Below are 21,090 nucleotides of genomic sequence, written 5' to 3'. Positions count from 1 at the left end.
ATTTATTCCGCGGATAGTAACGTTTATTCCGCAAGATTTGATCATAATCCCGCGGAGTTCACACTTAATTCCGCCAAGTTCACAATTAGTACTAATTAAGCTGCTTTTGCAGCCGAAATCTCTTTATTTTCTTTTTTTAGCTTGCTTTTGCGGGTTGCGATTAGAAGAACCATTGAAATAACGGCACCGATTAAGGCTGCCCCAAGCCAAATGCTTGCTGCTAACAGGGCTGGTTGTCCTTTTAATAAAGCTAAGGAGAAAATTCCTGCGCCAGGAACGTTTAGTCCAATATTAAAGTAAGCAACAATCGCACCTGTTACGGCTGAACCTGCGATTAAGGAAGGAATTACACGTAACGGATCGTTAATCATGAATGGAATCGCCCCTTCCGTGATACCTGCTAGGCCAAGCAGCCAGGTTTGTTTGCCGATTTCTTGTTCTTGTTTTGTAAAATATTTTTTACCGATAATGGTTGCGCCTGTAACAGAGAAAGCTGAAACCATTTTTACAGAAGCGAAGGCTGCGTAAGGAATGAAATTACCGCTTGCCATTGCGCCGATACAGAAGGTATAAGCTGCCTTGTTGACTGGTCCGCCTAAGTCGAAGGATACCATCGCACCAAGAATTGCTCCTAAAATAAGGGCATTTGTACCAGATAAACTGCCGAGCCAGTCGATTAAACCTTGATTAATTAATGCGAGTGGTTTGCCGATTACGAATAACATGATCGAACCGACGACAAGTGTTCCGACAACAGGATATACCCAGAAGCTAATGAATCCGGCAAATGTCCCTTTTGGCTGGATTTTTTTCTTTAAGAATTTTAAGAAGAAACCGGCTAAGAAACCACCGAGCATACCGCCAAGGAATCCGGAACCAATTAAGTTGGCCGCCACACCGGCTGCAAAGCCAGGTCCAAGTGCTGGTTTATCTGCAATCGCATAAGCCATATAAGCCGCTAATATAGGAACCATCAGTTGACCAAGTAGTCCGCCGCCAAGCTGTCTTAATAGCCATAGCCAAGAACCTTCTTTTGCATAGACGTCTTGTAAATCAAACGCTTGAGAAATTAATACCGCTGCAGCTAAGGTCATCCCGCCGGCAACGATTACCGGAATGATATAAGAAATACCTGTTAAAATCGAATCTTTAATTTCTGATTTAAATGATTTTTCGCCGCTTTCTTCCGCTGCAGCGGTTTGAGACGGACTGTACCGTTTCTTAGGAGTTGTTTCCGCTTTTTCTAGAGCTTTCTGTATTAGGTCTGTCGCATTTCTTAGCGGAGCTGCGACAGATGTTTTTACCTTTGGCAAGTGGGCAAAGCGTTCTTCGCTTTTAACGGCCACGTCATTGGCAAAAATAACTGCGTCTGCTTTGTTCAAAAGGGTTGTTGTGTGGCGACCCTCAATGCCGTTTGCTCCTTGCTTTTCAACAAATACGTCAACACCTAGTTCTTTTCCAGCTTTCATGAGTGCTTCTGCCGCCATATATGTGTGGGCGATTCCCGCCGGACAAGCTGTGATGGCTAAAATTGTTTTGTTTAACTTCTTTGGTGCTGTTTTTGGAGCTTCAGTTTCGGTTTTATCTAATTGATTGAAAAGTTCTTTATTTGTTTCTGCGTTTAGAAGTCTATTTTTATAAGCTTCGTTTGATAATCTTGTAACGAATTCTGCTAACAAGGTAAGATGAGTGGAGCCTGCTTCGTTTTCAGGAATAGCAAGCAGGATGACAAGCTGTACCTTGTTGTTTGGATCAATGCTTTCCCAGTCTGTTACAGGTGTTTTAAGAGTTGCGACCGCAAAAGCGGCTTCTTTGACGGCAGTAGATTTACCATGTGGAATGGCAAGTCCGCCTTCAAAGCCTGTTGGAGAAAGTTTTTCTCTATCGAAAACAGATTGAAGAAATTCTTGTTCTGAATGTAATTTTCCAGCTTCACCTAGCTGTTTGACTAAGTACTGAATGACTTCTTTTTTTGAAGAGAAGCTTTTTCCGGTACTGATTAGGCTTGGTGAGGTAAGTGCTTGTAGTTGCATAAGGTTTACCTCCTTATTTTTTTGAAAGTGTTTTCAACTTCATGGGTCAATCGTAGCAAAAAAAAAATAAGAAGAGCGATTCTTCTTATTTTTACACAGCCAGGATTAAATTAAGCGGTTTCAAGTGTATATGTACACATTTTTAAAAGTGATCCCAATAATATTGAGATAATGTTTGCAGCACAATCATTAGCGGAGTTCGGTCGGTTATATTGTAGCCGTTCTTTTCTTTCTTTGGCGCATAGCAATAAAGATTGACTTCGGCAGCTTCTTGTAGAGAATTCCGGGTAAAGTGCGTTAATGATATAATCGGAATTTCCCTTTGTTTGGCTTTTTCAGCCATTTCTAAGATTTGTGCTGTTTCACCGGATAAGCTAATAAGGAACAAAACGTCGTGTTTTGTCATTTGATCAAGCATATGGATCATTTCATGACGGTGAATATAGTGTTGGGAGGTTTTTCCCACTACACGCAGGTTCCGGACCATGATATCACAGAAATCAGCGGTGTCCCCGACGCCAAAGAAGACGACATGCTTGGCATCATGGAGCATTTTCGCCGATGTTTCGATTTGTTCTAAATCAATGAGTTCGAAGGTTTTTTGAATAAAAAAGTAAGAACTATCCTCATCGGGTGCTTTGGTTGATTCAAGTTCTTCTTTAATACTGTTTTTGAGGTGGGAGAACCCATCATATCCAAGCTTTTTCGAGAGCCTTGTTATCGTATTCGGAACGGTATAGAGACTGCTGGCCAGGGCTTGAATCGATTTGTTCACGAAATCCTCTTTGTTTTTGATGATATATTCAATAATTTGGTCATCTGTATCATTTAATTTGTATTCAAACTTATGTACGCGATCTTCGAATTGCATGTTTATTCACCTCGGTGAAATTATTATAGCAAAGAATGAAAGGGTTTCACTACTGTGTACAGTGGGGACGGTTCTGATGGCAGGCACTAACTCCATCAAAAGCCAGGAGAACCGTCCCCATGGACTCGTTCAAAAAAAATTTAATAAATTTTTTGAAAAAAAGTTGTAAACGGTAACAATGTCATGTTAATATGTAGCCAAGTTCCAAAAACGTTTTCGGAAATTTAGGTGAATAACATGACTTCAATTAAAGATATTGCTCGAAAAGCTGGAGTATCTGTATCGACAGTTTCCAGGGCGCTTAATAATTACCAAGATGTTAATCCACAAACAAGAGAAAAAATTTTGCAGCTGGCAAAAGAATTAAACTATTTTGCGAATGCAGCTGCCAAAAGTTTGGTGCAAAAGCGCTCTTACACCATTGGGATTTTCTTCGGTGATCAAAAGAATTCTGGTTTTGATCATCCATTCTTTCTCGAAGTAATCTCAGCTGTCCGAGAGGTAGCAGGCAATGCAGGATACGACTTGTTGATTTTTACCAATTCCCACAAACAAAGAGCCACCTATACGACACTTTGCAGAGAACGCGGAGTCGACGGGGTATTCTTGATTTTGACCGGGGAAGGGAAAAAGAAAAATGAACAGCTCCTTGAATTACAGGAAAGTGGCATCCCATGCGTAGCGATTGATTTACCTTTAGAGGGTGAAAGATGCAGCTATGTTGAGTCAAACAACTACTTAGGAGCAAAGAAAGCGGTTAACTATTTGTTAGGCCTTGGGCATAAAAAGATCGCCTTCATTGGCGGAGATGAGATAGGTAAACTAAGTTTTGACCGGCTATACGGCTATAAAGCAGGACTAAGTGAAAGCGGAATTGAAGTTGATTCCGATCTAGTGAAACTTGGTTACTTCTCAGATGAGAAGACGAAGGAAGCAACCAAAACCGTTATTCAAAAACATAAAAATCTTACAGCATTTTTCGTCGCAAGTGATAGCATGGCACTTGTTGTGATGGAAACTTTGATGGAAAACGGGTATCGCGTACCTGAAGACATTTCTGTTATTGGGTTTGATGATATTAAAGAAGCGTCCCAGCAAAAGCCAGCATTGACGACAGTGAGACAATCAAAGTATGAAATGGGTAGTGAAGCCATCGGTTTATTGATGAAAATCATTGACGATGCTGCCTATCGTCCATACCCAGTGGTAGTACCTTGCGAGTTAATTATTAGAGAAACAACGGCTCCTTGTAAGAAATAATTTTTTTTGCTTTTCACCAAAAACGTTTTCGGTAAAAGGTAAAAATACATAAAATGAGGTGATCATTTTGAAAATCGCTTTAGCCCATTTTCGTGTTGGGGAAACCGACGGAGTTTCACTTGAAATGGAAAAATGGAAACTGATTTTTGAACGAATGGGGCATGAGGTTGTTTTTTTAGCAGGCAGTGAAGGGTTAACAGAATCATTTATCATTGAAGAGCTTCACTATAAGCATCCGATAAATGACCGTATCGTAGAGAATGCTTATGACAACCTGAAGGATTATCCTGACGAGGATTCCTTGAAAAAGGAAATTCTAGATTTTTCTCATAAAATTGAGCAAAAACTTTTAAATTTTATTCAAAATGAAGAGATTGACGTGATGATCCCGAATAATATTTGGTCATTAGGCTGGGGGTTGCCAGCGGGGATTGCTTTTTCGAATGCGGCGAAAAAATCAGGAATAAAGTTTGTCGCTCATCACCACGATTTCCATTGGGAAAGAGAACGGTACAGTCATCCAACCTGCAGCTTTATCCAAGAATATCTTGAGGAATTCTTTCCACCAAACCTAGATAATATATCCCATGTTGTCATCAACCATATTGCCAAGGAAGAGCTGGAGAAACGAAAAGGAATTATCGCAACGGTTGTTCCGAATGTTTTTAATTTTGAAGGTGATGCCTGGAAGGCTGATGAGTACAACCAGGATTTCCGAAAGTCAATCGATGTAGGAGAAGATGACATTCTTGTCTTGCAAGCGACGAGAATCACAGAAAGAAAAGCAATTGAGCTTGGTATTGAAGTGGTAGGTGAACTGCAAAACGCCGATCATCAAAACGAATTGAAGCAGCTCTATAATGGTAAATCGTTTAGTGAAAACAGCAAGATTGTTTATGTCTTGGCAGGATTACCTGAATCCACTCCGCAATATCTCGAACACTTAAAGAATAAGGCCGAAAATCTTGGTGTAGATATAAGGTTTGTGAATGATAAAATCGACCATTCCAGAAGAATCGAAAATAATGAAAAGGTTTACTCCTTATGGGATGCTTACGTATTTTCGGATTTGGTTACCTACCCTAGCATTTTAGAGGGCTGGGGAAACCAGCTGTTAGAGGCGGTTTTTGCTAAAAAACCGCTGGTGGTATATGAATATCCGGTCTATTTGACTGACATTCAAGATAAAGGTTTCTCCTTTATTTCACTTGGTGATAAACATACTATTAATAATCAAGGTTTAGTAGAAATCCAGAATGAAAGAGTAGTTTCTGCAGGCTTGAAAGCGAGTCAAATCCTATCCGATGAAAAGCTGTATAAGGATGAAACGGAAAACAACTTCGAAATCGCAAAAAAATATTATTCCTATGAGGCTCTATATAGATACCTTCATAGTCTTCCAATCTTCAATAAAGCAGCCATGCCGCTTTAATTGTCTATAAAAAATAATAGTAAGGGTGGTTTTTATGAAAAAGTTGATCTTGCTAGTAATTGCAGTACTTACACTATCTTTAGGGTTATTGGGTTGCGGCAAAAAAGAAGAAAGTTCAGCCGCAAGTAAAGAAAGCAAATCAAAAGAGCCTGTCTCCATTAGAATGCAAATTGCATGGCCTAGTGATTCTGACAGGGGTTTAGCGATTCGTGAGGTTTTGAATAAATTTGAAGAGAAGAATCCAAATATTAAAGTTGAAATGGTTGGTAGTGCACAAGGAGATCAAAAATTATTAACACAGATTCTAAGCGGAAAAGCTCCAGAAGTCATTCAAGTAGCTTACAGAGATTTACTTGGGCTGGCACCTCAGCAAGGATTTACTGATTTAACGAAAGAATTAAGCGGCCTGAAAGATAATTACTATAAGCAGTCTTGGGATCAAGCTTTATATGAAAAGAAAGTTTATGGACTACCGTGGTTAGGTCATACGATTCAATTAGTTTACAATAAAGATTTATTTGAGAAGGCTGGTATTAAAGAAGCTCCGAAGACATGGGAGGAGCTGTATGCAGATGCCAAAAAATTAACGGTTGATACGAACGGCGACGGAAAAATTGATCAATATGGACTTGGGCTTGTTGGTAAACAAACATATGATATCACTTGGATGGTTAATATGTTTATGACTCAGGCTGGTGCAGATTTAGTCAAAAAGGATGGAAGCGATTATAAAATAGCACTTAATTCACCTGAAGGAAAAGAAGCGCTTGAATTTTATAAGAAGTTGGCAGCAGAAACATCTCCTCCAGATACAACAAATAAAGATGGCGGCGGCGTGATGGCAGACTTCCGTAACCAGGTAACAGCAATGGAATTCCAAGGACCATGGGGAGTTACAGACATTTGGAAAGCTGGAAACACTTTTAAAGTTGGAGCAGCTGCAATGCCAGCAGGTCCAGCAGGAAAAGGCGCAGATGTGTCAACTTACATGTTGAGTATTCCTACCGGAGTTGAAGGAGCTAAATTTGATGCCTCTGTAGAACTAATCAAATATCTTGGTTCTAAAGAAGCTCAAGAGATGATCATGAAGGGTGAAAAAATTAACGGAGAATATTTCCCATTCCGAATTCCTATCCGTAAAGATCTAGCAGATATGCAGTACTTAAAGGATCATCCAGAGTTTAATGTTTTCATTGATGGATTAAAGTATCCTAGTATTTCAACACCAATTCCAGCATGGACACAAATTGAAACAGAAGTGTATACAAGTGTACTAAACCAGGTTGTATCAGGGAAAATCAGTGTTGAAGAAGGCTTGAAACAAATCGAAGACCGAGGAAATGACATCATTAAACAGTCCAAATAAGTTTTTGGAGACGAGCACCTATTTTTTAGGTGCTCTCCTTGTAAGGAGGGCGTAAACAGTGAAGAAAATACGAGGTTCAATCGGTGAACTGAACAGTTATGTATTTATATTGCCTACAATTATCGTTTTAGGATTATTTTTGCTTTATCCTATCATTTGGTCTTTTCTAGCTAGCTTTAAGGATGTTAATCCTATCCTGCTGAAAAATTCAAGTTTATTTGACGTACCCGGATCTTTTGTGGGGCTTGGTCAATATAAGAAGGCACTTGATAATCCATTATTTATAAAATCTATTTTTAATACACTTTACTTTGGCGTTATTTTTATTCCAATCACAATGTTTGCTTCCGCAGGCCTTGCAATCCTGTTGAATCAGAAGTTAAAAGGCGTAAACTTTGTGCGGTCCGTTATTTTTATTCCTTATATTATATCCGTCGTCAGTACCAGTTTAATCTTTATGTTCCTTTTTAATGGGGACAGAGGGCTAGTCAATGCATTGCTTCAAAACTTTGGCGTAACAGGACCGAATTGGTTATCTAGCACCCTATGGGCCATGCCGGTTATCGCCATCATGACCTGTTGGGAAAAAATTGGCTACTTCATGTTGATTTATTTAGCTGGATTACAAAATATTCCAAAGGATTTGTATGAGGCTGCTGATGTAGATGGTGCAACTACGTTTCAGAAATTTAGGCTGATCACTTGGCCATTATTGGGGCGAGTATCGTTGGTTGTATCCATTTTATTAATTATTGATACACTGCACATTTTCCAGGAGATTATCATTATGACGGGAGGCGGCCCGGCGGATTCAACTATAACAGTTCCGTTCTTAATTTATAATGAAGCTTTTAAGTATTTTAGAATTGGACCTGCCGCTGCCATGTCGTATTTGTTATTTATTTTTGTCATTGTCGTTACCTTAATACAAAAAAGGATTGTCGATAAAAGATTAGGATAAGAGGGGAAAACATGAAAAACAAAAAGTCAATATTAACAATAGTACTCTGGGTTACAGGTTTTTTATTTTTTCTTCCCATTTATTGGTTGGTTGTAAGCAGCTTTAAAAGTGATGCGGAGATTACTCAATTTCCTCCAACGTATTGGCCAAAGGAATTTGTCTGGAGTAACTACCCGCAGATATGGGATTTATTGAATTTTGGCCAAACCATGTTCAATTCCATTATTGTTTCTGTATCAACAACGGTTTTAATTGTTATTTTCTCTACAATGGCTGGTTATGCATTTTCGAAGAAGCGGTTTTTAGGTAAAAATACATTATTTCTTATTTTAATAGGAACAATGACCGTGCCGCCGACTGTATTATTGCTGCCTCTATATTTTATTATCTCGAAAATGGGTATGTACGATACTTTGACAGGGCTGATTTTACCGTTTTCTGTAACTGTGTTTGGTATCTTTTTTACCAAACAATATATTGATGATGTTCCGACAGAATTACTTGAGGCAGCAAGAATTGATGGCTGCGGAGAGTTCCGTATTTTCTTCCAAATGGTTTTCCCATTAATTAAGCCTGCCGTTACTACATTAACGATTATTATGTTCGTACAAAATTGGAATTCCTTCACGATGCCGTTAGTTTTACTTCAAAGTGAAGATAAATTTACGATTCCATTGCGTTTAGCGATGCTGGCACAACAAAATGTGGCTGTTCCTTGGTCACACATCCTTGCTGCGAATGTAATATCTCTGCTTCCAGTAGTTATTATATTTTTAAGTCTACAAAAACAATTCATTACAGGCCTCATGGCTGGTTCTGTAAAAGGATAGGAGGCTTATTGATGAGCAAAAAGAAAGTAATTGCCTGTTTAGGGGACTCAATGACAGCATTTTGGGGTACTGAAATGCGGGAGTTAAAAGAAAGTTTATCTACTGCATTTAGTGATTTGGAGTTTGAATTACTCAATTATGGTGTAAGCGGAACGCGGGCGGAATATGGAAAATATCGTATTACGCATGATTATCCAAATCCTTTTAAAGAAGGAAATATGAAATGTTTATCTGCAGTTAGCCCGGATTTAGTCATCGTAGAGTCATTTGCTTATAATCATCGTTTGGATGGGGGCCATCAAATTCTAAACTATCAAAATGAATTACGGCTGCTAGTTCAAACTATAAATGAAACGACTCCAGCCAAGATCATATTTTTAGTAACCATTCCCCCTGATAAAGAAAACTTTTTAGGGAATATCCCTACCTATAACGACGTTAATGTAGAACTTAGAAGAGAATGGGCTGAATATTCAGATCGTTACCTGAAGGCTGCTCTTGATTTTGCAAAAAAAGAAGGTCTTCCTTTAGCAAACGTATATGAACGTGTACAACAAGAAGTTAATCAGGGAACGCCTATTCAATGGTTTATCGACCAAAATGACACTATACATCCAAGTAGATATGCTTACCTTATTACTGCAAGTGAAATTGTGAACACTATAGAAAAATATCAATTACTGACTTCTAATGAAAAGTAAATTAATAGGATTTCTTAATTTTTATAAAGTGAGGTATCTTCATGGAACTTCAATCCTCTGAAACACAACAACGCGGACAGTATTTCAATAAAAAAGAATATCAGGATACGCCGATCATTCCATTTAGTGAGGCACGCCATTTGATCCCGGAGCCAATCTGTGAAAAATATCCGAATGAAATCAATTGTTATTGGCGGACATGGGAGCTTGCCTATCAAAATGTGTATGCTCCTACAGAAAAGAGCGGCTTTGTCAGTAATTTTGTCGATGCTGCCTTTAACAATGACATTTTTATGTGGGATACGGCCTTTATTACGATGTTTTGTAATCTTGCCCATCCCTTTATCCCAGGAATCCGTTCGCTAGATAATTTCTATTGTAAACAGTTTGAGAATGGTGAGATTCCAAGAGAAATCGTCAGAGAAACAGGCGAAGATTTCCCAAAGTGGGTGAACCATGATCGGAAACCACTTCATTCATTTTTTCATAATCATTATAAGCATCGTGGTTTACAGGGGGTGGAGCCGCCAAAGTATGAGAACATGCATCATCCAAAACTAGGACGAGAAGTAGAAGTCCCTTCCTATTTAACGCTGGATAACTTGAACCATCCGATTATGGCTTGGGCAGAATTGGAGAGTTATCAGCATACGGGCGATATTGACCGTTTAGAATTAGTTTGGAAGCCTCTTTTTAAATACTATGAAGCGATGTGTTATCACTTATATAACCAGTACGGATTATTTGTAACAGACTGGGCGAGTATGGATAACTCACCTAGAAACAAATATCTCGGCAGCGGCGTTGATATTAGCTGCGAGATGGTATTGTTTGCCCGTAACTTAGTAGAAATGGCCCGCATCCTTTTAGCATATTCGAAAAATGCTGATCTAGTAAATGAAATAACTGCGCACATGGAACGATTGGACCGCGATTCACGGGAATTTACAGATTCCATTAATCAATATATGTGGGATGATCACAAAGGCTTTTATTTTGATGTTACGGATGATGGCGAACGTGCTCCTATCAAAACCGTTGCTGCCTTTTGGTCATTGTTAGCAGAGGTGGCGAACCATGAACAGGCAAACCGTTTAGCTGGATGGCTCGAAGACCCAAAAACCTTTAACCGGGTTCATCGTGTGCCGACGTTAGCTGCGGATGAAGAAGAATACAATCCATTGGGCGGTTATTGGCAAGGTTCGGTATGGGCGCCTACCAATACGATGGTGGTTCGTGGACTTGAGAAATATGGATATGATGCATTAGCGAAAGAAATTGCCATCAATCATTTAGAAAATGTCGTCCAAGTATTTGAAGATACCGGAACGATTTGGGAAAATTACGCACCTGATAGTGTTACGGCTGGTGATGCCGATAAAAAAGATTTTGTTGGCTGGTCCGGAATTGCACCGGTCCTGTATTTTGTCGAATATAGGCTAGGACTAAGAGGGAACGCACCTCTCAATGAACTTACATGGAAAATAGACACTAGCTTAGGGGAAATCGGCTGCAATCGCTATTGGTTTAACGGGAAAACGATTCATCTTCTTGCTGAACCACAGGAAGACGGGACTGTGAAGGTGAAGGCAGAAAGTGATGGTCCTTTAACTCTTAAGGTATATGCAGATGGAAGAGAACAAATCATGGAGCTTAATGGGCACCAGCAATTTATTCTTTAATATTCAACGTAAAGAGATGGTGGAGGAACATATGACTATGAATAAAACAAGTATAGAAAAAAGGGAGAGTATCAGCCAAAAACTAGAGTTATTGTATGGTGAAAAGGGCCAGGAGGTCTATCAGGATATTGAAAAATTAATTGAGAAATATTCAAAAGCAAATGTATCACCGAAGCCATGGGTAACAGAAGATGATGTCATGCTGATTACCTACGGTGACTCGATTAAAGAGGATGGAAAAGCTCCTTTGCAAACGCTGCGGGAATTTTTGGAGAAGTATACAAAGGAAACTTTATCAGCGGTTCATATCTTACCGTTTTATCCTTATACATCCGATGATGGGTTTTCTGTAGTGGATTATCGGGAAATTGACCCGCAACTGGGCAGCTGGTCGGACGTGAATGACATAGCCAATGATTTTGATTTAATGTTTGATGCGGTTATTAACCACATTTCCAAGAGCAGCGATTGGTTTCAAGGGTATCTTAAGGGCGATGAGAAGTATAAGGGTTATTTTATCGAGGCAAATCCTTCCTTGGACTATAGTAAAGTAACGCGCCCAAGAGCCTTGCCTTTACTGACACCGTTTGAAACAAGTGAAGGAATAAAGCATATTTGGACAACATTTAGCGACGATCAGATTGATATTAATTTTGAGAATCCAAAGGTATTATTAGAGATTCTTGATATTTTAAATATGTATGCTGTGAATGGTTCAAGGTTCATAAGACTTGATGCCATCGGATTCATGTGGAAAAAGCTTGGGACTACCTGTATGCATCTTGAAGAAACCCATGCCATCATTAAACTGATCCGAGAAGTGTTGGAACTGAGTGCACCAGGGACGATTTTAATCACAGAAACCAATGTGCCGCACAAAGATAATATTAGCTATTTTGGAAACGGTTATGATGAAGCGCAAATGGTCTATCAATTCCCATTGCCGCCATTAACGCTTTTCTCCTTCCATACGGGGAATGCCCGCAAATTGTCGGAGTGGGCTGCAAGCCTTGAACCTACAACGAATGCGACTTCCTTCTTTAATTTCCTATCCTCACATGATGGAGTTGGCATGAGGCCAACAGAAGGAATTTTATCGGAAGAAGAGAAACAATTCATGGTGGATCAAACGATTGCCCATGGAGGTCGTGTCTCTTATAAAGATAATGGGGATGGAACGAAGAGCCCTTATGAGTTGAATATCAACTACCTGGATGCCTTGACACACCCTGATGAAGAACAGGATGTTAGGGTAAACAAGTTTCTTGCGGCACACACGATTTTGTTATCCGTCATTGGAGTTCCAGGAATCTATATTCATAGCTTACTAGGGTCTCGAAACTATTATCAGGGTGTCGAGGAATCAGGAATTAACCGGAGAATCAATCGTGAGAAATTAAATAAAGAAACGTTACTAGTTGAATTAGAGGCTGACTCCCTTCGGAATACGATTTTCACCGAGTTTTCCAATCGCATCAAACTGAGAAGAGGTCAAAAAGCCTTTAGCCCGAACGCGAAGCAGGAAGTGTTATTTTTAGATGATCGCGTGTTTTCAATTAAAAGAACGAATGCAGAAACAGGGGATGAAATGGTCGTCCTTGTTAACGTTTCAAATGATATCGTAGATCTAAATACTGAGTTTTCAGGTTTGGATATTATTGGGTCAGAGAAAATTGTTAACACTGTAACATTACAGCCATACCAATCCATGTGGATCAAAATCGAAGAATAATAGAAAAAAGGAAAACGACGATGATCGTTTTCCTTTTTTCTATGCAAACATTCGGGAAATGCCCAAGAAGGTATAATGTAAGGCGTTATCAAGCGAATTTACTTTTGTTTTTTTCAGCTTTTCTTCCAAGCAGTTTTGAAATAAATCAAAGGCTTTAGCAATTTGTCCTCCGATAATGATTCGGTGCGGCTGGAATTTCTCGATATAAGGGAGGAGCATTTCACCAAGGTCATCGCCGAATTGAGCGAAAAGGGACGCAGTGGTACTATTTCCGTTTCTGGACATCTCTGCGAGTTCTTTCACATCTACCCCAACTTGTGTCATTCCTTTTGCTGCTGCAGCGTTTAAAATACCTCTCCGGGAGAAATGATTGTCGATTATGCTATCCATAAAGGGTTGATTGTAGAGATACCCTTCAGCGGGGATGCTTTCAGCCGTTTTGATTATTTTCCCACGGTCAATAAAGACGGAGCCCAGTCCGGTGCCGATGGTCAAACAAATGATTCGTTCATTTGGAAAAATTGTACTTGCGCCCAATCCGAAAAGTCGGCCATCATTCTCAAATATCAGATTGAAGTTCTTCACTTCTAGTCCAAGTTCAGTCGCGAGTAATCGATGAAATAATTGTTCCCGGAGGTTCACGCCGTACAAGGACTCAAACTTATTTAAGCCTTTTATATAGCTGATTCCATTCTCATAATCGAATGGACCAGGGAAGGTGAAGCCAATCCCTAGTCCTTTTTGTTCGAGATTGGCGTTCTGTTTGTATTTGGCTGCTAGGGCAGTAAGGATGCCGACAAAATGAGTAAGGATGTTTTCTTGGCTTTCATGTGAATGCGCCTCAAATTGACAAATGGTTTCTTCTAGAATCCGATCTTGTTCGAGTACGCAAGCCTTGATATATGTCCCCCCTACATCTAAAGCAAAAACAACATCAGCTTTCAATGAAACTCACATCCCAATTAAGTGAGACTCCTGCTTTTATGAGTTTACAAGGAGTGGACCCCAGATTAATGATTTTATAGGCTCCGAGCACAGAAGGCAGAATATAAGATTCAGCATAAGCAAGGTCTACAAATATAGATTCATCCGTACTAGAAACAATCCGGATGCGTTCTCCTTCGACGAGATTATACATGACAAACTCATTGTTTGTGTTATCCATCCATTCTGTTTGAAGGTGAATCCTTTTTACGTAGAAAAGGAGGTCCTCTCTTTGTCCAAGCAAGTATTCTTCATTCTCACCTTGTACTTGGAGTAACTGTGGTTTAGGGATTAGATTTTCTTTGACCCAATCTGTTTTTTTATAAAAATCAATATTCTTAAAGGCATGATCAATGTTAACTGGGCGCGGTTTTCCGTCCAAGTCTTTTCGTAAATAATCATAGATTTTAAACGTAAACCACCATGTAGTAGATGAAATTTCAAGAACAAGATTATCTTTTCCAGAGCAGTGAACTGTCCCGGTTGGAATAAGAAATAAGTCACCTTTTTCTGCAGGAAACTCATTTACATAGTCTGTGAAAGGCATTGGTACAGCTGTTTCTTGAGCGGTTGTTACCGCATTTAGGAATCCTTCTTGCGTACAGTTTTCTGTTAATCCAAGATAGACCTTTGCATCGCCCTTTTTCTCCATAATGTAATAGGATTCCTGCTGCGTCATCAGTTCATTAAACTGCTTCCGGACATATTCTTGTTTCGGATGAACTTGGCAGGAGAGGTTATCCCCGTCGATTGTATCCAGATAATCGAAGCGGACAGGGAAATAATCACCAAACAACCCGACATTGCGTTCTCCCATGATGGTTAAGTGCTCATAGGCCATCACGATGAGAAAAGGGACTTCGATTACTGTATCCTGATAACCAATCAGAATCGAGTTTTCAGGTGCAATGGGTTCAAATCCCCAAGCGCAGTTTACCCAATCGTCTGGTAAATCGACCATTTCTTTCAGATGCTGGCCGCCCCAAACCCCTGGTGCGAAGAAAGGCTTTACCCTCATCGGCGCACGTGTAATTTGCGCGATAATTTCTTTAAGCCCCGTTCCGGTAGTGGCGACTGGTTTGTTCGGCTGATTCATATCAACGTAAACGTCGATTTTGCTTAGTAGCTTTTTACGATAAGTTTCAAGAATCGGCCATTCTACGAAATAAGCAATTTTATATTTTTCCACCCCGTCCCGGTTCCAGGTCATGCCGAAATTTAATAGCTGTTTTTTATATTCCAGCTGCTGGGCTTCTCTGGAAATGTCGAGAAAATAGAACAAATCGCATTTGCCTTCTGTCAGCCAATAGGCACCTGGCCCAAAGACAATGGCCACTTCCCTTTCACATTCGTCTATTTGTAATGAATGAGCGAGGGTTGACTGAGCATCATCAACAAAATATGTAGAGATATCGGTTTCGATTACATATCCAAATGCGCGATTATCTGTAATGTTCTTAGCAAATTGCTTTCGGAGCATTTCTCCGGATTTTAAGTAGCCAGCAGTACTGTGGACGATTGGAGTGTAACCTTGTTTTTCAAGTGTAGCGATTAAAGGTTGAAGAAACGCTTGAAAATCGGTACCGTGAGTCCCGTCTAAGGCAAGAACTGGGATACTATTTTGTTTTTCCAAATAAGATAAGATGCCGTTAATAATAGATTCATACCCAACGGTGAGCGGGTTGATTTCAAGTTGCTCCCGAACAGGGTTTACTGGATATTTATTGAACATGATGCAGTTCCTCCATCTTTAATTAGTTTCTACACTCATCATATCGATAGAATTGTGTGAAGTATTTACATAAGGAAGTCATGTTTTTTCAAAAAGAGGACATAAAAAGCCTTCCCATTTGATGGAAGGCTGTTAATAATTTGTTGTGAGTTGTTTGTTAAATTCACCTGGTGTGACTCCAATGATTTCTTTGAACACCGTGGTGAAGTAATGGACAGTGTCAAATCCAGTTTGGGAAGCGATTGCTTTTATCGATAAGTCCGTAGTCGTCAACAGAAGGGCAGCCTGATTGATTCTTTCATTCCTGACATACTGTGTAAAGGAAACCCCTAATTCCTCTGTAAATAATCTAGATAGATGGCGGCTTGAAATATGTAAATTGTCTGCTACATCCTTTAAGCGAAGCGGCTGGGATAGATTATCACGAATAAATAATTTTGCCCTGTGGATATGTGTCGTTGATCCCGGCTGATGGTTCACATCACTAACTTTATAGTTGTCGATAAAAAATTGCTGTACAATTGAAAAAATTAGTGAGCAGCTCGAGGAAATGATGGTATCATGGATAAAATTCGTGATGCGCTGCGCTTGCAGGATCAACAATTTCCACATTATTTCAATGAAACAATCTTCCTCATTTTTTATTAGGAATGGTTCGACGGCTGCCAAGCGCTGAAATAATTCTTTTCCTTGATCTGTGGTTTCAGCATAGATGGGCTCAAAGGCAACAAATAAAATGTACAGGTCATTTTGGCTGATGATTTGATGGTTAAAATGGGGACGAGATATGAAAAGTGTTCCTTTGGATAACGGATATTCTTTATCATTTTCCAAATAAACTCCTGATCCGCTCACGATATAGCAGATTTCAAAGAAAGAATGCTTATGCGGCATATTTGATTTCAGGGCTGTGTCTCCACCCCAATAGTGTATATATAGAGAGCCTACCATTCCCTTTATATTAACCACGTGTTGATTCAATAAGGTAATCCCTTTTTGCAATTGATTTTGAGTTAACTCCATGGCTGTCTCTCATTTCTTTATCATCAACTTTGACGACCGTTGCTAGTTTATCCTTATTATTTATAGTAAAGTGTCAAAAAGGATTGTCAAGGGTAGGGATCCATTTTTACAATGGTATGTCTTTATTTTATAAAATGATGACGTATGGTTGTATAGACGATGAATCACGTGGGTGTCTATACTGGGTTAAAGGAAGTGAATGTTAATGGACAATCATTATTATCTTGCTTTTGATGTGGGTGGATTATTTATCAATGGGGCGGTGTTAAATTCCCGCGGAGAAATTATACCTAATACTGAGTCGTATTTCCCGTCTAAAAGTAATGCAGACCGTGAAGAGCTGTTAAATCATTTTGTACATATTATTTGCCGGCAAATCGCAAAGATTTTAGATAAGTATTTTACAATTGATGGAATTGGTTTTGCCTTTCCGGGTCCATTTGATTATCAAAAAGGTGTCTCTTTTATTAGTGGAGTCAATAAGTTTGAATCTCTTTATGGAGTAGATTTACGTACTGAATTGACGTTAAGATTAAAACAGCAAAAGTTATTTTTACAGCATGCTTCTACACCATTTCGCATCGTGTTTGAAAACAATGCGGATATGTTTGCTTTGGGTGAATGGACCACTGTCAAAGCGAAGGATTATGACCGCGTCATTTTTCTAACCCTTGGAAATGGCACTGGGTCTGCATTTATGGAGAATGGAGTAATAATAAAAAATCGTGAGGATATTCCGACAAACGGTTGGGTTTACTGTCATCCTTTCCATGATTCCATTGTAGATGACTATCTTTCAACGAGAGGTATCCTTCGAATTGCACAGCATTTAAATGTCAATCCAAGCTTAAGCTTGAAAGAAATTGCGGATGCTGCACGTTCCGGTCTTAAAGATGAGAAAGAAGTATTCCTTAGATTCGGCGATTTATTAGGGGAAATGCTTTTGTTATTCATTAAACCGTTTCAACCTGATGCCTTGGTGATTGGCGGACAAATTGTTAAATGTCATGATTTGTTTATGGGTGAGGTGCAAAGGGCATTAGAAAATGAACAAGTCACAATTTTGTTGTCAGACCAAACCTCTTACCGAACATTTGTGGGACTTTCTAAAGCGATGAATCCTTGAATCCTTGGGGACGGTTCCTCTGGCTTAAAAAAGCCAGGAGAACCGTCCCCATTGTTTAAACATTTGGACGAAATCATATTTTTATTGGATAGGAACCACTTCCAATAAGTCGGTATAATTTTTTTTAGAAGAAATGGAGGGGTTACGATGCAAGTGAAAACAAAATCCTTGCAAGTCAAACTAAACAAAAATAACAATTTGAAAAAGCTTGAGGAGATTATCCCAAGCTTTTTCACCAATTTATTTGGAAAAGACAGGTGTACACCTCACGCGGACAAATGATCGGTTTTGTCCACTAAGGGTGCCTGACACCAAATTTATTTTTTAGCCACCTTTTCGTGCTGCTGAGCGTTTATTTAGAATGTGAGTTGGCAGGCATGGTGATGGTTGATACGGTATTACCTTCAACCAATTGGAAATCGATCATATTTTGTATAGGTACATTTTCTCCATGAATTTGTTTGTGAAGTAATTCTACTGTTTTTGTTCCAATTAATTCCTCATCTTGTTGGATATGAGTGAAAATCAAATCATTGTACAGCGTTCCGGGATGATCGAAGCAAGCTATGGTATAATCATTTGGAATTGATTTTCCAAGGGATTTAAGTACTTGTGTTAATACACATGCTATTTCATACTCACACGTAATGAATGCGGTCACATGTGGGTTTTCCTCGATGAATTCCCGTAATTTTATTTGATCTTCAAAAAACTCATCTGATTGATTAAACACCGGCGATGTACTGAACATATTTGTTAATAAATAATTTGGATTAACCCCAATTCCCTTTTGCGAAAAAGCAGTTATAAATCCTTGAATTCTTTCTTCGATGGATGAAGTAAATTCCTCTGGCGGGGAAACAAACGCAATATGCTTGTGTCCCTGAGTAAACAGAAATTCAGTTAGGTTTTGAGCTGCTGTCTTATTGTCGGTATAAACGGAGCAAGCTGGTATTCCTTTTAAATGCCTGTCAATTAAGACGAGGGGAAATCCCTCCAGTACCAGCCGCAATAAGCTTGCGGTGTAATGCTGCCCGTTGACTGGATAAATAATGATCCCTTTCACCTGATGCTGAATCATTGTGTTTATGGCTTCTTCCTCTTCTTCTTGGCAGCCATATGTCAACTTAACCAACACGTTCAAATTCAATTCCGAGCAGCGCTTCTCAATAGTTCTCAGCATTTTTCTACCAAAAAAATCCGAAAAGAATTCTGGGATGATAACGCCGATTAACCCATTCACTGCTTGACTTTGACGGACAATTTGTTCGTCATCGTTCTTTGGAACAAGTGTTCCAAAATCAGGAAGTGTGTCCGATACATAGGAACCTTTCCCTCGAATGCGTTCTATTGCTCCGATTTGCACTAATTTATCAAGCGCTTTTTTTGAAGTAATTCTACTGACTTGATATTGGTCTGCCAATTCTTTCTCGGTGGGAACCTGATCCCTTGGTTGTAATTGACCAGTCTCAATTTGTTTTAATAAATTAAGATAAATTTTTTCATATAATGGAGTTTCCATCTATATATCCTCATCCTTAACAGTCGTCATAATGATATATTAAATATATTATATATTACAACTATTCGCAATGCATTTTTTACAAGAATTACGCCAATTAATTTAAACAATGGAAAATAATTGATATCTCTAGGTTGAACAGTCTATTATCTAAAAGATAATAATTAATATTTTGGACGATATTGATAGATTATAGTACTTTTATACCGTTTGTTAATTTAATATATAAAATATTCAAACAATAAATTGACATATGGCAAATATATCAATTATGCTATCAACATATCAATTTGGAAAATTAAAAAGGGGGGAATTAAAATAATCCAAGCAGTGGTATCATCCTAATTTTTTTAATTCAATTTGTAATCGTTTTCTTTTTTGAAAAAATTAATTGGAATGGGTGAGAGGTTGATGAAAATGAAAAAGTATAAGAAAATTGCCGCTGTTTCCCTTATTGCTGGCAGCGTTTTGTTGAGTGCTGCATGTTCGAATCAAAGCGCTTCGACAAACGGCAGTAATAAAGAAGTCATTAAAATTACATACCGATCTGGTGGAGGATCCAACAAAGGGTTTACAGATTGGCTCAATAAAGAAATTATTCCGCAATTTGAAAAGAACAACCCAAAAGTAGATGTTCAACTGGCACCACTAAATGTGTCAGAAGGGGATTATTTTGCGAAAATCGCCTTAATGCTGAAATCGAAAAATACATCGCCAGACATCGTAACAGAGGATACCTTTATGGTGAATTCAGATGCGAGCGCCGGTTATTTGACACCGCTTGATGATAAGGTCAAGGACTGGAGTGACTGGAGCAATTATACCGAAAATGTCAAGAAGGGTGTTATTGCTCAGGATGGAAAGGTTTATGGGGTGCCTTATAACACTGACTCCCGGGGGCTTTGGTACAACAAGGATCTATTCGCGAAAGCGGGACTTCCTGTTCCTTGGGAACCTAAGTCATGGGATGATATCCTACAAGCAGCAAGAACCATTAAAGAAAAGCTGCCTGATGTGACACCGTTTTGGATGAACTCCGGCAAAGCATCAGGAGAAGGAACATCGATGCAAACGTTTGAAATGCTGCTTTTTGGTACGAAAACTCCTCTTTATGATAACGATTCGAAAAAATGGATTGTGAAAAGCCAAGGACTTACGGACACCTTCAAATTTATAGATGCAATTTATAAGGAGAAGCTTGGTCCAAATCTTTCCCAAGTATTAAATGGACAGGCAGGTGCCGTGGCCTATCAGCAATTAATGCCTAAAGGAAAGCTTGCCATCGGACTGGACGGAATCTGGCAGACAGGTAACTGGGGTGAGTCGGGTTCTGCACCTTGGCCTGAAGCTTTTAAGACGTTAGGCTTTGCACCGATGCCGACCCAAAATGGGGAAGCTCCTGGAACCATCACGATGTCAGGCGGATGGGCGCTCTCTATTCCAAACAATTCACACCATAAAGATAAAGCTTGGGAATTTATTAAATTTGCCTCAAGCAAGGAGAACACTCTGTCACTCCTAACAAAAGAAAGAAATTTGACTACGCGTGATGATGTGGCAAAAGAGAAGTCGTATCAGGAAATTCCGATGTTTAAGGAAGCCACTGAATTCTTGAAATTTGCTCAATTCCGTCCTGCAGTTGATAAATATCCAACTGTATCCACACAAATTCAATCACTTGTCGAGGACGTTGTAACAGGAAAACTAACTCCAGAGCAGGCTGCGAAGGAATATCAGACCAATGTGACAAAAATTGTCGGACAAGATAATGTGATCGAAAAATAAGAATTCACTATAAAATAAAGGTTGCCTTTTTCTAAATTATAAAAGGTAAC

At 39.2% G+C, this 21,090-nt stretch carries 17 protein-coding genes; 11 read left to right on the top strand and 6 right to left on the bottom strand.

Going from position 1 to position 21,090, the window contains the following annotated elements:
- Window positions 1–95: 95 nt before the first annotated feature.
- Window positions 96–2,033, bottom strand: coding sequence for a PTS 2-O-a-mannosyl-D-glycerate transporter subunit IIABC (gene mngA / locus ACIFOT_RS21115; RefSeq protein ID WP_430067409.1), 1,938 nt, complete (start codon window positions 2,031–2,033; stop codon window positions 96–98).
- 142 nt (window positions 2,034–2,175) lie between these two features.
- The gene (locus tag ACIFOT_RS21110) at window positions 2,176–2,904 is read right to left on the bottom strand and encodes a MurR/RpiR family transcriptional regulator (RefSeq protein ID WP_430067406.1); all 729 of its coding nucleotides are present in this window, start codon (window positions 2,902–2,904) and stop codon (window positions 2,176–2,178) included.
- Window positions 2,905–3,141: 237 nt separating this feature from the next.
- On the opposite strand from ACIFOT_RS21110, the gene ACIFOT_RS21105 reads away from it, so the two are divergent.
- The 8 genes from ACIFOT_RS21105 to ACIFOT_RS21070 all read left to right on the top strand — a co-directional run bounded on the left by ACIFOT_RS21105 (window position 3,142) and on the right by ACIFOT_RS21070 (window position 12,868).
- Entirely contained in the window at window positions 3,142–4,164 is a 1,023-nt protein-coding gene (locus tag ACIFOT_RS21105; protein ID WP_430067404.1) for a LacI family DNA-binding transcriptional regulator, read from the top strand.
- A 67-nt stretch (window positions 4,165–4,231) separates the two neighbouring features.
- Complete coding sequence (locus ACIFOT_RS21100) at window positions 4,232–5,596, top strand: glycosyltransferase (protein ID WP_430067401.1); 1,365 nt, start codon at window positions 4,232–4,234, stop codon at window positions 5,594–5,596.
- Window positions 5,597–5,630: 34 nt separating this feature from the next.
- On the top strand, window positions 5,631–6,962 hold the full coding sequence (locus ACIFOT_RS21095; RefSeq protein WP_430067398.1) for an ABC transporter substrate-binding protein: 1,332 nt from the start codon (window positions 5,631–5,633) through the stop codon (window positions 6,960–6,962).
- Window positions 6,963–7,020: 58 nt separating this feature from the next.
- Entirely contained in the window at window positions 7,021–7,923 is a 903-nt protein-coding gene (locus ACIFOT_RS21090; RefSeq protein ID WP_430067396.1) for a carbohydrate ABC transporter permease, read from the top strand.
- Window positions 7,924–7,934: 11 nt separating this feature from the next.
- A complete protein-coding gene (locus ACIFOT_RS21085; protein WP_430067393.1) occupies window positions 7,935–8,753 on the top strand; it encodes a carbohydrate ABC transporter permease in 819 nt (272 codons plus the stop codon).
- Window positions 8,754–8,764: 11 nt separating this feature from the next.
- Window positions 8,765–9,454, top strand: a complete 690-nt coding sequence (locus tag ACIFOT_RS21080) for an SGNH/GDSL hydrolase family protein (protein WP_430067390.1) — start codon at window positions 8,765–8,767, stop codon at window positions 9,452–9,454.
- Window positions 9,455–9,495: 41 nt separating this feature from the next.
- Window positions 9,496–11,136, top strand: coding sequence for an MGH1-like glycoside hydrolase domain-containing protein (locus ACIFOT_RS21075; protein WP_430067387.1), 1,641 nt, complete (start codon window positions 9,496–9,498; stop codon window positions 11,134–11,136).
- 31 nt (window positions 11,137–11,167) lie between these two features.
- Window positions 11,168–12,868, top strand: coding sequence for a sugar phosphorylase (locus tag ACIFOT_RS21070; protein ID WP_430067385.1), 1,701 nt, complete (start codon window positions 11,168–11,170; stop codon window positions 12,866–12,868).
- A gap of 39 nt (window positions 12,869–12,907) precedes the next feature.
- On the opposite strand, the gene ACIFOT_RS21065 is transcribed toward ACIFOT_RS21070, so the two are convergent.
- From ACIFOT_RS21065 to ACIFOT_RS21055, 3 genes are all read right to left on the bottom strand, one after another.
- The gene (locus tag ACIFOT_RS21065) at window positions 12,908–13,813 is read right to left on the bottom strand and encodes an ROK family protein (RefSeq protein WP_430067382.1); all 906 of its coding nucleotides are present in this window, start codon (window positions 13,811–13,813) and stop codon (window positions 12,908–12,910) included.
- Window positions 13,803–15,584, bottom strand: coding sequence for a class I mannose-6-phosphate isomerase (locus ACIFOT_RS21060; RefSeq protein WP_430067379.1), 1,782 nt, complete (start codon window positions 15,582–15,584; stop codon window positions 13,803–13,805). The genes ACIFOT_RS21065 and ACIFOT_RS21060 overlap by 11 nt, the downstream gene beginning before the upstream one ends.
- A 132-nt stretch (window positions 15,585–15,716) precedes the next feature.
- On the bottom strand, window positions 15,717–16,607 hold the full coding sequence (locus tag ACIFOT_RS21055) for an AraC family transcriptional regulator (protein ID WP_430067376.1): 891 nt from the start codon (window positions 16,605–16,607) through the stop codon (window positions 15,717–15,719).
- A gap of 205 nt (window positions 16,608–16,812) precedes the next feature.
- Here ACIFOT_RS21055 and ACIFOT_RS21050 point away from each other — a divergent pair, with 205 nt between their 5' ends.
- Complete coding sequence (locus tag ACIFOT_RS21050; RefSeq protein ID WP_430067373.1) at window positions 16,813–17,733, top strand: ROK family protein; 921 nt, start codon at window positions 16,813–16,815, stop codon at window positions 17,731–17,733.
- Window positions 17,734–17,880: 147 nt separating this feature from the next.
- Complete coding sequence (locus ACIFOT_RS21045; protein WP_430067370.1) at window positions 17,881–18,015, top strand: hypothetical protein; 135 nt, start codon at window positions 17,881–17,883, stop codon at window positions 18,013–18,015.
- A 70-nt stretch (window positions 18,016–18,085) separates the two neighbouring features.
- Here ACIFOT_RS21045 and ACIFOT_RS21040 read toward each other — a convergent pair whose 3' ends face one another.
- Window positions 18,086–19,255, bottom strand: a complete 1,170-nt coding sequence (locus ACIFOT_RS21040) for a GntR family transcriptional regulator (protein ID WP_430067367.1) — start codon at window positions 19,253–19,255, stop codon at window positions 18,086–18,088.
- A 417-nt stretch (window positions 19,256–19,672) separates the two neighbouring features.
- On the opposite strand from ACIFOT_RS21040, the gene ACIFOT_RS21035 reads away from it, so the two are divergent.
- Entirely contained in the window at window positions 19,673–21,040 is a 1,368-nt protein-coding gene (locus ACIFOT_RS21035) for an ABC transporter substrate-binding protein (protein WP_430067364.1), read from the top strand.
- Window positions 21,041–21,090 lie beyond the last annotated feature (50 nt).

The organism is Neobacillus sp. NRS-1170, assembly GCF_050468025.1.
The sequence above is the reverse complement of the archived record's forward strand: the minus strand, read 5'-3'. Positions and strand labels throughout refer to the sequence as shown.